General features: G+C 39.1%; 14 protein-coding genes. All 14 read right to left on the bottom strand.

Annotated elements, in window-relative coordinates:
- Positions 1-1,782: an ATP-binding cassette domain-containing protein gene (locus tag BRLA_RS10750; protein ID WP_003337394.1), complete on the bottom strand. Its 1,782-nt coding sequence runs from the start codon at positions 1,780-1,782 to the stop codon at positions 1-3.
- Between the two features lie 71 nt (positions 1,783-1,853).
- Positions 1,854-2,339 carry a hypothetical protein gene (locus tag BRLA_RS10745; protein WP_003337393.1) on the bottom strand — a complete coding sequence of 162 codons (486 nt, stop codon included), beginning with the start codon at positions 2,337-2,339 and terminating at the stop codon, positions 1,854-1,856.
- An 88-nt stretch (positions 2,340-2,427) separates the two neighbouring features.
- Positions 2,428-2,580 (bottom strand): laterosporulin family class IId bacteriocin, encoded by a 153-nt coding sequence (locus tag BRLA_RS25255; protein ID WP_158332768.1) that lies wholly within the window; start codon positions 2,578-2,580, stop codon positions 2,428-2,430.
- Between the two features lie 254 nt (positions 2,581-2,834).
- The gene (locus tag BRLA_RS10740) at positions 2,835-3,512 is read right to left on the bottom strand and encodes a helix-turn-helix transcriptional regulator (RefSeq protein WP_238547463.1); all 678 of its coding nucleotides are present in this window, start codon (positions 3,510-3,512) and stop codon (positions 2,835-2,837) included.
- Between the two features lie 184 nt (positions 3,513-3,696).
- Positions 3,697-3,861, bottom strand: a complete 165-nt coding sequence (locus BRLA_RS24250) for a hypothetical protein (RefSeq protein WP_003337391.1) — start codon at positions 3,859-3,861, stop codon at positions 3,697-3,699.
- Positions 3,862-3,932: 71 nt separating this feature from the next.
- Positions 3,933-4,487, bottom strand: a complete 555-nt coding sequence (locus BRLA_RS10735) for a DUF4241 domain-containing protein (protein ID WP_003337390.1) — start codon at positions 4,485-4,487, stop codon at positions 3,933-3,935.
- Between the two features lie 114 nt (positions 4,488-4,601).
- Complete coding sequence (locus BRLA_RS10730) at positions 4,602-4,934, bottom strand: hypothetical protein (protein ID WP_238547462.1); 333 nt, start codon at positions 4,932-4,934, stop codon at positions 4,602-4,604.
- Positions 4,935-5,041: 107 nt separating this feature from the next.
- Positions 5,042-5,527, bottom strand: a complete 486-nt coding sequence (locus BRLA_RS10725) for a GAF domain-containing protein (protein WP_003337388.1) — start codon at positions 5,525-5,527, stop codon at positions 5,042-5,044.
- A 124-nt stretch (positions 5,528-5,651) separates the two neighbouring features.
- On the bottom strand, positions 5,652-5,825 hold the full coding sequence (locus tag BRLA_RS24245) for a hypothetical protein (RefSeq protein ID WP_003337387.1): 174 nt from the start codon (positions 5,823-5,825) through the stop codon (positions 5,652-5,654).
- Between the two features lie 117 nt (positions 5,826-5,942).
- The gene (locus tag BRLA_RS10720) at positions 5,943-6,812 is read right to left on the bottom strand and encodes a GNAT family N-acetyltransferase (protein ID WP_003337386.1); all 870 of its coding nucleotides are present in this window, start codon (positions 6,810-6,812) and stop codon (positions 5,943-5,945) included.
- 12 nt (positions 6,813-6,824) lie between these two features.
- Positions 6,825-7,250: a MarR family winged helix-turn-helix transcriptional regulator gene (locus BRLA_RS10715; protein ID WP_003337385.1), complete on the bottom strand. Its 426-nt coding sequence runs from the start codon at positions 7,248-7,250 to the stop codon at positions 6,825-6,827.
- 22 nt (positions 7,251-7,272) lie between these two features.
- On the bottom strand, positions 7,273-9,759 hold the full coding sequence (locus BRLA_RS10710; protein WP_003337384.1) for an ATP-binding cassette domain-containing protein: 2,487 nt from the start codon (positions 9,757-9,759) through the stop codon (positions 7,273-7,275).
- A 201-nt stretch (positions 9,760-9,960) separates the two neighbouring features.
- A complete protein-coding gene (locus BRLA_RS10705; RefSeq protein WP_003337383.1) occupies positions 9,961-13,245 on the bottom strand; it encodes a collagenase in 3,285 nt (1,094 codons plus the stop codon).
- Positions 13,246-13,683: 438 nt separating this feature from the next.
- Positions 13,684-14,505 carry an SPL family radical SAM protein gene (locus BRLA_RS10700; RefSeq protein ID WP_003337380.1) on the bottom strand — a complete coding sequence of 274 codons (822 nt, stop codon included), beginning with the start codon at positions 14,503-14,505 and terminating at the stop codon, positions 13,684-13,686.
- Positions 14,506-14,553: the final 48 nt, after the last annotated feature.

The following is a 14,553-nucleotide window of genomic DNA, read 5'->3' as shown; positions in this document are numbered from 1 at the left end:
TTATGACCCCCTATTTTCGTAGACTAATTCTGAATTGTACCACTCGCTTTGACGTTCCCAGGTTCGATAGTATTCACCCTTTGCATCCATTAATTGCTGGTGAGTTCCTTGCTCGATAATACTTCCTTGCCTCATATAATAGATGCGATCTACCTTTTTCCCGATTCCAATTCGATGAGAAATGATGAAGAGTGTCTTATCCTTCGCTAGCTCTAGGATATCGTCAAATACCTTCACTTCACTGTTTGGATCTAATGCTGAAGTGGGTTCATCTAAAACCATCAGATCCAGATTGCGATGTAATAATCTAGCAAGTGCGATTCTTTGCCATTGACCACCGGATAGGTCTACCGAATCCTCATGAATGTCTCCAAGCTTGGTAGACAAACCGTTTTTTAACCGATAAAAATCTTGTATATTCAGATGTTCAAGCAAATGATACAGCTCCTGATCATCTTTCCTTTCATTTCCCAAGCAGATATTATCCTGAATCGATACCTTATATTTCATAAAATCCTGAAAGATTGCCCCACAGCTTTTCCATAAACCTGCAACATCTAATTGCTTTTGCTCCACACCATCATAAAAAATCGTATTATCCGGTGCCTGATATAAGCCTAGCAATAGCTTGATCAGCGTAGATTTTCCTGCTGCATTATCCCCAATAATAGCAATCTTCTCCCCTTTTTTTATCGAGAGATTGATCTTATGAAGTGCGGGTTCCTCCCTATTCGGATAGGTGAAGGTTAAATCGATTACCTCTATCCCCTGCTTTAGCTGAAAATCTGTTATCGCCGCTTGATTTTCTCCCTTGCTCGGAGTAATCAAATCTAATTTCTGATACTCATCTACATAGCGCAGGTTTTCTAATAGATTTTTGCATTGGAGAAATAAAGACAGGATATTTCGTTCAGCCAACGAGGCAGCCAAAGATATTGCAACGAAATCTCCGATAGTCATCCTCTTCTCTACCACAAGGAAGACCATCATCACCATAATCATTAATCTGCTGCATACAGTTAACAAATTACTTATAAATTCTGGTCTTACATTTAATTTCGTGATTTCTATATTCATGTTCATGATGTTTGTTTTTGCATCGAGCCATTTTTCTTTAAAAAAGGAGAAAGCCTGAAATAAGAGAAACTCTTTTTGTGCCTCTTTTCGAACTAGCAGATCGCGAAAATATGTAGATAGGTTATGGGCCCGCGCCATTTGTAAATTCATAGAAACCAGCGGATCGATAACCTTAAATACAAATACACTTTTTACAATGGAAAACCCAATAATAATAGCACCGATAAGCCAATACCCACTTACCAGCACATAAATGGAAATTCCCCCCGTCAGTAATGCTTTTACACATTGTATTCCGGATTGAAAGGTAGCTTGTATTTTCATCAGTCCAAGCGACCATACCTGTATCTTTCCTAAAAAGCTGGGATGCTCACGCTCTAGCAATTGCATACCTGCTAGCTTGTCAAATAAGATTTGTTCCCTGTAAATTCCAAATTGTTCATCACATTTCGTATTATAAAATCGCAAGAAAAGTTCAAACGTCTCCTGAAGCAATTCGAGGAACAGCATTATTCCAATTCCAAGTAGTGCAAGATAGATTTGTGAACTGACAAGATTGTCGATTGTATATTTATTCGCAACAATAATAGCGTTTGATTGTAGAGCAAGAATAATACTTAAGGAGCAGACCAAAAGCATATAGGTTTTGTTAAAATTCCAGATGATTTTACATGCATACAGGAATAATTGTTGTCTGTGTCGCATCTTTTGAAAAAATCCCAAATGCTCTCGGTTGCTCGAGCTATGTACAGAACCCTTGCCATTTAGGCTCATTTTTAAATATTCTCCAAGGAGTAATAGACATCCAGAAACGGTTCCATTCTCATCTCAAGTGACTCCACTTCATTGCGAAAACTACCGCAAGTGATAATTTGGCCTACACGATTCATAGCAATCATAGTGGGAACCAACTCTATAAATAATTTTTCCCCTATCTCTTTTAGATCCGTTAACTCGATCGGAATAGAGATTCCATACTCTTCTTTTATCTGCTCTTTATATTCCTCTGATCCATATAAGAAAATCAGATGATTAAACTTATTATATTTATCAGCGAATTCTTTTATCGCATCATATTTACAAAAATTGCATGTTTCACTCATGATGTAAATAACGGTTCCGCAAGCCTCTTTACGAACCCATGTAAAATCTATGGCCGGTCCATCCTTCATTACATTCATTTCTTCCGGAAAATAAGTCCCGATCTTTTCCAAAAAACGATTGGGGTTTTTGAGAAATTTTTTATGATTATCTGTTTCCATTCTTTTATCCTCTCCTTTACATAAAGGACTAGGAACACTCTATATGAATATAGAGTGTTCCTTTTCTTCCCTTATTAATGTGTAGAACTTAGCAGCTGCTACCCCACTCTGTTCTGCAATATACTTGAGTACCGTTCATGCAAATTGCATAAACATGTCTATACATTTTATTCTCCAAACCGTGACACTGGTAATCTGTATGCGTCCAACCTGAGATCGCATCTGGACATTGGCAAGCCATATTCTTCATCCTCCATTCAAATGTTTGAATTTTTTGAATTTAATTAATTTTGTTTTGTGGTACAGACTTCATACTCTATTCCATGGAAAAAGCGCACTAGAGATATAAAGACCTGCGAACCACTTCGAAAAATTACCAGTAATGAATACTGAGGTAAAACTATCAGGTGATTCAATGTGGTAACTTTTACACTTTTATTATATTATATCCAATTTCATTTAAAATCACCTTCAGGGGGGATTTTTCTACTGTAGTTATACAAATCTTCTAACTAAGTCCACTCTATTATTTACTCCAACCTTATTGTATATATTTTTTACATGGGTTCGAACCGTCTCTACCGATATAAAATGATGTTTCGAAATATCTTTAATTGAAATATTTTCAAGAAGACTATGGACAATCTCGCATTCTTTCTTGGTTAACTGAAAATCTTTACATTTTTTCTCCAGTTCCTGCTCTTTGTGAGAAGTACTTACATTGTTTAATCGCCATTCTACTGTTTTTATGATGTAGCAAAAAATATTCACTATGTAGGAGATATGCTCTTCTGATTGATAGTTTAAGCTAATATATCCCTTTTTTGTATTATTAATAAAGATCGGACTTCCAATACTGATCCATCCTGGCAGTTCATTTGGAAACATTTCATTTCCATAGCAAATTGCGGGATTTCTTGTAGAACTTGCCTCTTGGATCGTTTCCATTGAGAACGCTATCATTTTCTTCTTAAAAGAGTCATCCAGCTCCTCATTCATCGTCTTTCCATCTGAGCACATGAAATCTATGCTGTTCGCATCCTTATTGGTAACAATGAAGAAATGAGGATTATGAAAAAAAGGCTGAACAAAGTGAATTTCTTCTTTAAGATACGCTAGCAAATGGTTAATTGTCACTATCGGTATCTCTGTGTGCTGTTGCAACGATAACACCTCACTAATATTTATGTTTTAATAAAACCTAACATATATTGTAAATTAAAACAAAAATATATAACAGATGTCGACTGAAAATTATATTTTTTCAAAAAATAAACATTTTTATTACCCGCATAAAATTGTATTTAAGTTATCAACTAAATGTAGGATATCCAGTCGTACAATTTCGCTACCATTGCTATATATCATTACTTTCACGAATTCCTAAAAATAAAAAACCTTTATGTTGCATGTCTTTCCAAAGAGAGAAGACAACAAAAGGTGAGGTTACTATCTTATCATTCTTTGTATAGGTGCCGATATCTATAAATTTATCTAATTTGTATGTAAATTTTTTCTTCATGGGCTTCTCCCTTCATGGACGTATCCCTACCACCAAAAAAAGGAACCGTCCAGGTCCCTTTGGATGTCAGGCTACTTCTCGTCTTCCTCGTCTTCCTCATCTTCCTCCTCTTCAAGTAAATCCTCTTCAGTAATAAATACGATCTGTACCGCTATTATTTTTCCTTCAGCATTTTTCGCGATAAATGCCTCATAGCCACCGTCACCAAATCCTGAGCTAGATACGACACCACCATTAATCACTCCAGCTTGGAGTTCACTCAATGTCTGGTCGCAGCAGGAAGAATACCATCTTTGCTCAGGCATGAATTTCGTTTCTCCAATTACAGACTCATCCACTCGATAGATTTGACGCTCAAAGATTCCCGCTTGACCACTGTCTACTCCTACAATAAAGTCACATACTTCCCAATTCGTCACCTGTTCAAGGTCAATTGACTCGTGATAAGCACATACTAAGGCACATCGCTCTCCCCAATCTCCTGTGTCTATTCGATCAATGACGCCAATCCACGTACCGACTACTGCTTCCTCTACAACTCCTGAAATGCCTTGTTCATAATTATAACAAGGATCTGATACCACTAATGCCCCAGATGCAACTTGAAATGTCCCTAGATTAATCATTCCTCGTTTCCTCCTCAAAAGTGATCAATATATACTAGTAAAAAAGAAGAGATTCCCAAACAGGTTGGAGAAAAAAATGATACGATCAGCATAAAAATGAATTCAGATTTCCTGTTATTCATTATACAGGTTCTTTTTTCTTACAACATGAACCATTCGGTATATTTCAGCCTTTCTTAACATAGTGACAAGATACTTGAAACAGCCCCAGCTTCCAACAGCTAGTAGTAATAAAATCCCACCAAACATTACTGCAATAAAAAAACTAGATAGCTGTGATACCTGACCAAACTTCCAAAGGCTTATATGTATGTCAATCCCCGCTATATACAGCACTCCGCCAATCACTGAGACAAAGCAGCAAATGTACATTCCTAAAGAGAAGACAGCAAGTACTGGCACTGCAACCAGACCCACTACACCTCTGCATAAATAATGAAAGGTCATAATACCCACTAATTGTTATGTAGCAAAAAGAAACCAAGCGCCCTTATTCGTGAGACGCCTGGTTGTTAGTCATTTCTATTCTGCTATCAATTCTGTTTTGTTCTATTCTACACACACTTTGCTACACGTAGGACAAATTCTTCTAAATACTTCTCGTCTATTTCGTCAAAACGATCTGTAATCGGGCTATCGATATCGAGTACCCCAAAGATTTCTTCCCCTTTAAAAATAGGAATAACAATTTCAGAGCGAGATGCCGCATCGCAAGCAATATGGCCAGGAAAAGCATGGACATCTGCTACTCTCATCGTGCATCGTTTCGAAACTGCTGCTCCACACACACCCCTCCCTGTTGGAATACGTGTGCAAGCCGGCAGTCCTTGGAATGGACCAAGAGTTAGTGAATCTTGCTCCTTGTCATATAGGTAGAACCCTACCCAGTTTACTTCCGTCAAAAATTGATTTAATAAAGCAGTTGCATTACTCAGATTAGCGAGCACATTGGGTTCCCCATCTACTAATGCATCTAGCTGTTTTATAAGAAGCTCATAGTTCTCTTGTTTATTGCCTGTATATCCCTCTGCTTGAAACATGGATGCGGTCACCTCACGATTTTAATAGCGAAATGAGATTGTCAGTTAGTACTCTCTCTTTTTCCTATTATAACGCTTTATCCTCCCATTAGAATTGAAATTGTATATCTTCTTACACTTTTATCTACTGAAACACGATCTGCTTATCCCCAGCTATTATGATTAGCGAACCGGCTTTTATGAGTTTACCTTTGTGAGTGAAATCCTGCTTTGAAACGTTAGCCATAACCTTCAAATCAGCTCCGTAAGCTGTCATTTGAACTTGAAGATCCGGGGACAAAATCTGATAGTCTTTCATTTGCGAGTAACTGCTTTTTCATTGCAGAATTAAGTAGACCCTGACAGGAGAATGTCAGGGTCTTATGTGTTTACCTGCTATTGCAACAAACGGGTGCTTCATTCAGATTGGAATGCTTCATCCAAATATCTGCGCTGCAATTCCGAATAATGTTTTGTTACGAGCAGGTAAATGATTTGCTTTTGTAATCATGATAGGTGGCTGATTCGCCTTTACAAACCCGCATGCTTCAAGATAAGACATAAACCGCTCATTGTCTGAGGGTACGTCAATTCTTACCTTACCTGAATGTTGCTTAGCTAATTGATTCACTATTGCGAATGCTATATCAGCATTCGGAGCGACGATAGGGCCTACTATGAGATTAATGGGCCCAAGTATAGATAAACCATAGCCTACTACCTGACCGTCAGGACTTTTCACAACCACTGCCTCTTTTGCCTGATTATATCTATGGCGAAGAAAAGCTCCTCTCTCTACACCAAAGGCATCTTTATCTATTTTTATGACCTGTGGGAAATCTTCTATATGCATCGGCTGTATATGAGCTACTATATTCCTACTTGAAGGGGTAAAACGATAGGTTGAGCAAAGATATTTATGAACACAGTCTGTAGAATGAAAGCCCATCTTTTCATACATGGGTTTCCCATCCTCTGTGGCAATAAGCATAGCTGGCATATGATCAGGAATCGATTCTAAGCATTTTTGTGTAGCTTTTCTTCCTAAGCCCAGTCCTCGATATTCCTGACTTACAATAACCATGCCAATAGAGGCTAGTTTCACGCCGTATGGAATAATGGCTGCACTTGAGACAATTCTCCCGTCTTTGTTTTTATGTCCATAAACGTTGCCAGATAACATAATGGTGTTGATTTCATTTTGGTCATAATCCCAACCTACCGAAGACGAGAGCTCTACTAATCCTGGAATATCAGACTCTTCAAATTTTGTTATCGGGGATATTACATTTTCTAGCCCATTCATAGGGTCAGTCACCTACTTTGCTTTATGATCAGTCAAATATGTATGCAACTTGGAACAAATTCGGCTAAAGGCTTCGATTTCTTCTTTTGAAAGTGCTTTTCCGATTAATTGAAGGATCTCCTTGCGTGAGTTTTCTGCTTTCCTGAGAAAATCCACTCCCGCTTCTGTCAAGACAATATGGTAATACCGCCTATCTGCTTGACTGCGTTGTTGTTCAATCAATCCTTTCTGCAAAAGTTTTTTGGTTAATTTTGAGATACCTGATACCGTTATCCCTAGTGCACTTGCCAGTTCATTTGTTGTTTTTGGACCTTGTGTTTGGACAAGCTCTAAAACATTGTACTGAGCAGACGTAATTCCCTCGATATTAAATTTATTATGACGGCTTACTATTTCACATTGAAACGGAATAAAGCTGTCTTCCAATGATTTTGTCAAAAAGGCACCTTCCTTCAAAGCTCTATAAATATGGTTTGATAACAGAATTCGGATTGGCCTTCAGTTGTTGAGGAGTTCCTTGGGCGATTACACGCCCCCCGTCTTCCCCACCGCCTGGCCCCATCTCGATAATCCAATCAGCCTGACGGATCAAGCTCAAATGATGTTCGATGACAACAACACTGTTTCCTCTATCAACCAATTCATGGAGAACCTGAATGAGTTTATCCGTATCTCTTTCATGTAATCCCACTGAAGGTTCGTCTAAAATATACAGTGTGTTTCGTCCAGCAGCAGTAGCTAGCTCCGAAGCCAATTTGATTCTTTGTGCCTCTCCACCAGACAAGGTATTCGCTGGTTGACCCAATTTTATATATCCTAAGCCAATTTTATCTAAGTAGACAAGCTTTTGTTTGATTTTATCCATCTCCGAAAATAAAGCTAGTGCTTGCTTGACAGTCATCTCTAATACATCAGCAATGTTATATCCATCTATTTTTACTTGCAGTACTTTTTCATTATAACGCTTTCCCTCACAAGTAGGACAAACCAGATAGCGTGGGGACATAAAATGCATCTGTAGCTTTATTTTTCCTGTGCCTTTACAGTGCTCGCATCTACCTCCTGCCACATTAAAGGAAAAATCAGATGCTGTCATTTTTATACCCTGTTGGTGTGCTGTTTCTTTATAAGCCTGACGAATATCATCGAACACCTTGGTATAGGTAGCCGCATTAGAACGTTCGATTCTGCCCATTGAGGATTGATCGACTACTACTATTCGATTGATTTTTTCTCTTTCTTCCATGTTACGATCCCACTTCTTTAGCAGCTCATCAAAGAGTAACGTTGACTTTCCAGAGCCTGAAACACCGACAATAGCCGTCATCACATGTAATGGGATATGCACGTCCACATTCTTTAAATTATGGCTATTCGCTTGTTTGATTGGTAAGCCAGCCTGACATCTCCGCGTTGTTTGCCTGATCGCTTCTCTATTCTGTCTCAAACATTTGCCTGTTACGGAGTTTCCTGTATTTTGTAACTCATCAGGTGTTCCTTGTACAACTAGAAAACCGCCTTCACTTCCCGCCTCAGGACCGATATCTACAACGTAATCTGCGTGCTTGACGAGCTCTAAATCATGCTCAATCACAATCACTGTATTGCCAAGATCACGCAGTAATTGCAAGGAGGTGATCAATTTATCGGTATCTTGCGGATGTAGTCCTGTAGTCGGCTCGTCCAGCACGCAAACCATGCCAGTTAAATTAGAGTTTAACAAAGCTGACAGTCGTAATCTCTGTGTCTCACCACCTGATAGCGTCGTAAAAGTTCGATCGAGAGATAAATATCCTAATCCAACTTTACAAAGACTCTCGACTCTCTCCTTCAGATCTGCCAAAATAGGATGAACGGCTTCATAATTGGAGATAGACAAATGATTTTTCAAAGCATCAATCCATTCGTTCAGCGTTTCGATTGATTTTGAAAAGAGCTGGTGGATAGGTGTGTTGTTCACTTTTACTTCTAGGCTAGCCTTCTTCAATCGAGTCCCTTGGCATTCGGGGCAGACTACATGTTGTAGGAACGGCATGTACTCTTCTCTTTCAACGCTTTCATCTTGCTGTGATTCTTCAAAATAACGCCTCATCAGACTATTAACAGCACCCTCATATTTTCCTTCTTTCATATCTTTAGGTGCTGGTTTATCTGGTTTCAAGACTCTGATTCGCTCATCCTCCGTACCATAGAAAAGCAATGTTTTCATGATCTCATCAAGCTCACCGATCGGAGTATGTAAATCCTCCTCTCGAAAAGGAATCCCATAGTAATTGGCCGCCCGGACAAGCAAAGGACCGAAATGCCAAACAAAGCCTTTCTTCCAAACCTTAATCCCGCCTTCTTTAATAGAAAGAGAAGCATCAAGAATCGTTTCAAAATTTGGTTCGACGATTTTCCCTAAGCCGAAGCATTTTGAACAAGCCCCTGCTACGGTGTTAAAAGAAAAGTGGGCCATTGTAATATTTTCTACAGGCCTACGACAAAAAGGACAAGCATACACCTCCAAGACCTCATGACCGTTTTTAATTGTATGAACGGGAGACGAGCGCAAAATTGAATATTCTATTGTTTTGGCACAATGCGGACATGCCCTCTCTCCTATTGCCGTATACAGAAGCCGGAGGTATGTATAAATTTCACTGTAGGTTCCGACCGTTGACCGGGGATTTTTATTAAATTGCTGCTGACTCACACTAATAATGGGAGATAATCCATAAATTTCGTCATAATCAGGTCTCTGTACATGATCCGGTACTCTACCAGTTGCACCAATAAACTTTCGCTCTCCCTCCTGACACAAAATATCAAACAGTAAGGTAGATTTACCTGATCCAGATACACCTGTTACCACTGATAACTTATTTCTTGGAAATTTGACGCTAATATTCTTTAAATTATTTTGTCTGGCTCCCCGAATTTCAATCCAATCCCGTTTGCTGTTCATGTGATCACCACACTTGAGTTAGTTAATAGTTGACACACTCAATTATATGGATCGAATTTCATGATGTAAAGTCTCCTCACTGCTAGATAAACATGAAAACCCCTTACAGCCACACTGTTCGATATCCATAGAAAGGATATCAATGCTTACTGTAAGGGGTGCATAATTATAAATATAATTGCTTCTTACTGCTTTATAATCCTACTTATTTACCGATACGGTATATGGGATTACCTCATCTTCATATTTATAGACAAATAGATAGTATAGACCAGGTTCGGCTGTATAAGTAGCGCTCATTCTTCCCTTGTCAAGCTCTACTGGATACGAAACGGGGTTCTTCAAATCATCCTCATGGTAGAGCAACCAGTTAATTCCCTCTTTTTTCGTATGCTTCAGAATAATTTCTAAATCACTTTCTTTTTTCAGTTCAAAACGGTATACATCTGCATTGTCGCCCTCATCTAGTATTCCTTTAACAGGTTCACCTAGCGGCAATGGACCATTCGCATCTTCGAATCGATTGTTAGGCTCACTTTCTGCAAAATCCTTCGAACCACCAGCCAGACTTACTTGATACTTGTAGGAAACGGGCTCCTCTGTTATTGAATACACATAAAGATAATATCGTCCTGGTTTTGCTTCAAGAGTCGCCATTAACTGATCGCCTTCGCCTTGATTTGGATAGGCAATATAATTTTTCAGATCATCCTCGTGGAATAATTGCCACGCCACTCCTTGTCCATTCTTTACTTCTACTGAAACTTCAATGTTATCAGTTTTTTTCACATCAAAATAGAATACATCCTCTTCTTTCTTTTGGTTCAGCTCAGCCTTTATTTGTTTACCAAATGCTTCTAGCTTGCTGGCATTTTCGAAAGAATCATTAGAGTTATCTGACGGTTTATTCGCTTTTTCACTAATGGTTACTGTTGTCTTTTTGGTCACTTTTTGTTTAGCATCATCGGTTACCTGCAAGCTTATCTCGTAGGTTCCCGCTTCAGCATACACGTGTGTTGGATTCTCTTCTTGGCTTGTCTGACCATCGCCAAAATCCCATTGGTAAGACATAATCTTTCCGTCTTTATCGCGTGTTCCTTTGCTACTAAACGAAACCGACTCAGCTACAACTCCTGTATACGGACCATTTATTTCTACTACAGGGGCTAGGTTCCCGCTATAACTACCTTTTGGCAATTTGCCGTGGAACACTACATCATAGGAGAATCTTCCATCCTTCGTTATCTTATAATTCACAAAGTAAGCGGTTGCGGTTCGATAACCATTCCAAGACTTTTTACTTAATTCTTTCAAGAAGTCATCTGTTACTTGATTCATTTTTTTCCAGTCTTGCTCTTCTCCTGCTGATCTGTCGCCAATATAGGTTCCGTGTAAGGTGAAGGTATTGAAAAATTCTGATTCGTGCTCTGCGGTCTCTATGTCACGCAAGCCTGTAACTTCAGAAATTTCCGCATAAATTTCTTCCTTCTGCTTTGGCTCCACATCCTTTAGATAATCATCCGATACCAGTGGCACATCCCAATCTTCATAATTTTGCACCAGCTCATCAATCGTCTGTTGATATGCGTCATTTACCCACTTGTCCCTACTCAACTGCTCAATATATCGATCAAATTGGGCCACGTCGTTTTTCATAATCGCATTATGAATGCGGTCCATCATTGAAAAATCGTTTTGGAACAAATGATACTGCATGGCAAATCCATAATTATAAAAATTCCAGGAACCATATTGAGCATGCAGAGTATCTGACACAGACATACGGCTAGATCGATCATCATATCTTATGTTACCTACAACAGATTTGCGTGGATGAATGCCATCTGTTCTAGTAGCGCCGGCAAAAAATTCTGCCCCACCTTCTTCAAACCAAGGCAAGCGTCCATTTTGATACATCTCTCCTCGACCGAACAATCCTGGAACCACATATCGACCTTGTAAGTAATGGGTAAACTCATGACGGAACAATTCCTCCAGTGAATAAATGCTTTGCTCTGGGGTTCTGTCATAGGTAAAGAATGTCCCATCCCCTTCAATGTAAATTCCACCATTTTCCGTTTCATAACCGTATAAAGATTTGTTCATTCTGTATTCATCAGGGCTATTGTAGATGACCACAGTTAGCACATCATCAGGATTACCCTTTTCTAGCTCCTGGTCATTACCTACGACACGGTGAAATTGAGCTTTTACTTCTTTCGCAGCCCAATAAAGTCGCTGTAGCTGTTCCTCCGTTAGCTGATCCCCTGTACGGAAGATAAATTTTCCTCCATCAAATTCATAGCGGTTTGGCAAATATTTCTTTTTTCCTTCTTCTTTTAATTGCTTCAGATCAATTTGGTTACCATAGTAATTCTTTTCATTATAGTGATAAGTAATCTGCTCTGCTGCCACAAAATACAATTCGCTATACTTTGGATACAAATGCATTGCTTCCGTCAAAATTTTATTACCTTTCTCCGGGGTATTGTGGTAATGCCCTAAAGAACCGGTGTAATACAAACCGTTGCTAACTAGCCACGAAAGATCACTAGATGCCCGATCCTTGTGGGCGATGCGGAACATTTGTTCCAAGTAATTATCAATACTACCATTGAACGCTTTTTGATCCTCTGGTTCACGCACTTGCCACATGAGTACGTATCCAATCCCTTGAATTACAGAATAAAAGGAACTGCTCATCTCTCGATCTTTTCCATATTCATCAAAATGATCAATAAAGTCTGATACTAGTCCAGTCATCTTCGTTATGATCTCAACATCTACCGTAGTGTTTGAGATAAGTTTCCCCGTAGCACCGATAACTTCCTGTTGTGTATTATTTCCCCATGCAAAATACTTGTTTGCCGTGATGGTTTTAACAGCAGGTAGTACCTTTTCCTTATAATCTGACTGATCAAGGTATTTTAACTCTTTATGGTAGTAGCCCAGATAATAACCTGAACGCAAAACCTCTACCAATGTCGAAATTCCGCGTGCATCCTGATCAGTAAAGGATCTTCCACTGTCCTGAAGGGCATTGATAACGGCCTGGACCCGATCGCGGTCTGAATAGAATTCAACTGAATCTGAATTAAATTTGAATAAATCAGGGATATTCTTCCATTCTATCTTACGTAGAACTTCTACTAGCTCGTCATAGCTAAGTCGATTTAAGTCCGACATACTGTACGTTTGTTGTTCAGCATGAGTTGCTTGAAGGGCTTGTCGCTTAGCTCGCTTGCTTTTTTTCTCTAGCTGGGAAAAAGTTTCAGTACGGAGCTCCTCTTCTCCCAGTGGAGTCACCTCAGCTCCGAGTACCCCTGCACCTGTTTTGAACTGAGGTAAAGGAGGCTGCTTACTTAGTGAAAATACGGATTTGTTTACTGTGTTTGTTGCTGCATTGGCAGGTGTAGGTAGCCATAATGCACCATTGGAGAGTAAAACTGCACTTGCCGTCATCATACTTAGCCACTTGTAATTCATTTTTTTAATCGACTCCTTTTTTAAATTGGAATTTTATTTCCATACAATAGTATCGGCTAAAAATCCAAAATTGGAAATATTCCCTAATGCCTTTTTTTATCTAAATTGTGTCGAAATATAGAATATTGTTAACCAAATGATTGTTTTGCATAAAATGTTTATTGAAAATTCGAAAAATAAACTATATTTTATTTTTGATTTCTTGCTACCTATGTTAATAAAAAATTGCTCTCATATTCTTTAAGACACGATGACAATCCTATCGTTTTCAAATTGGATGAAAGGCAACTTACTTTTAATGGAAACTACACCTGCTACAACTCAATTTAGAAAACTATTTAAGAAAGTTTCGAGCCGCACTCCAATTGATTATTCATTTTTACACAAAAAAATAGCCTCCCTTACAGGACGCTACATGCTACTAATCGTTTGGATTTTTCAGTAAGGAGCAAATCCCTTCTGACTTACAAATACCTGATCAGTGGGAAAAACACGTGTAAATCGCTCATACACCAATTGATAGGCAGAGGGATGATACCATTCGACTGCATTTAGCTTATGATAGAATGAGTCGATCCCCAGATTCCTAGTTCGTCTTCCTCCACTACCGTCCCCCATAAAATAATCATCTATACAGATGCGATCAACTAGCGTTCGTAGCTTATCAGGGAATTCTTCACTGCTGGGCAATAGTGGAGCGATGGTTGCCTGGGTGGGTACACCTGCATCTGCTAAACGCTGAAGTGCCTCTAATCTGGCAGGAATAGGGGGTGCATGAGGTGTAAAATGCTTACGGATATCCTCTCGATCCGTCTCTATGGTCATGCTTACTCGAACCTTCTTCTCCAAGCGTAATAATAAATCAATGTCTCGACTAACAAGAGGACTACGGGTCTGGATAAATAAAAAATCAGGAGGGTTCTCCAGCATGACCTCCAAAAGAGATCTTGTCACCTTTTCTTTATGTTCAATTGGTTGGTACGGATCTGTGCTTGATGACATGAATATTGTTACCTTTCCTTTGCTTTTTTCCCTTCTGAGCTCCTTACGTAATACATTTGCCGCGTCCCGTTTGATGTCCACCCAGGTTCCCCACTCCTCCCTACGAAAAATCGATACAGGCATTTGTCGTACATAGCAATAGGAACATCCAAAGGAACAACCCGTATAAGGATTCAACGAATGAGTGTAATCGGAAAGAAAGCCTGTCCCTTTATTTAGCAGTGTTTTGGGATATTTATAAAAAAACTCACTCTTCATCTCAGTCGCCCCTTTGCTGCATATTCGTTTGTTTTAGTGTATATTTGT

Origin of the sequence: Brevibacillus laterosporus LMG 15441 (assembly GCF_000219535.2) — a bacterium.
GTDB classification, from domain to species: domain Bacteria; phylum Bacillota; class Bacilli; order Brevibacillales; family Brevibacillaceae; genus Brevibacillus_B; species Brevibacillus_B halotolerans.
The sequence above is the reverse complement of the archived record's forward strand: the minus strand, read 5'-3'. Positions and strand labels throughout refer to the sequence as shown.

Bases quoted from the DNA above. Each gene is read 5' to 3' on its own strand.
- BRLA_RS10720 (WP_003337386.1), bottom strand. From the start codon at position 6,812: ATGAATGGGCTAGAAAATGTAATATCCCCGATAACAAAATTTGAAGAG.
- BRLA_RS24245 (WP_003337387.1), bottom strand. From the start codon at position 5,825: ATGAAAGACTATCAGATTTTGTCCCCGGATCTTCAAGTTCAAATGACA.
- BRLA_RS10725 (WP_003337388.1), bottom strand. From the start codon at position 5,527: ATGTTTCAAGCAGAGGGATATACAGGCAATAAACAAGAGAACTATGAG.
- BRLA_RS10710 (WP_003337384.1), bottom strand. From the start codon at position 9,759: ATGAACAGCAAACGGGATTGGATTGAAATTCGGGGAGCCAGACAAAAT.
- BRLA_RS10745 (WP_003337393.1), bottom strand. From the start codon at position 2,339: ATGGAAACAGATAATCATAAAAAATTTCTCAAAAACCCCAATCGTTTT.
- BRLA_RS10735 (WP_003337390.1), bottom strand. From the start codon at position 4,487: ATGATTAATCTAGGGACATTTCAAGTTGCATCTGGGGCATTAGTGGTA.
- BRLA_RS24250 (WP_003337391.1), bottom strand. From the start codon at position 3,861: ATGAAGAAAAAATTTACATACAAATTAGATAAATTTATAGATATCGGC.
- BRLA_RS10750 (WP_003337394.1), bottom strand. From the start codon at position 1,782: ATGCGACACAGACAACAATTATTCCTGTATGCATGTAAAATCATCTGG.
- BRLA_RS10700 (WP_003337380.1), bottom strand. From the start codon at position 14,505: ATGAAGAGTGAGTTTTTTTATAAATATCCCAAAACACTGCTAAATAAA.
- BRLA_RS10730 (WP_238547462.1), bottom strand. From the start codon at position 4,934: ATGACCTTTCATTATTTATGCAGAGGTGTAGTGGGTCTGGTTGCAGTG.
- BRLA_RS25255 (WP_158332768.1), bottom strand. From the start codon at position 2,580: ATGGCTTGCCAATGTCCAGATGCGATCTCAGGTTGGACGCATACAGAT.
- BRLA_RS10705 (WP_003337383.1), bottom strand. From the start codon at position 13,245: ATGAATTACAAGTGGCTAAGTATGATGACGGCAAGTGCAGTTTTACTC.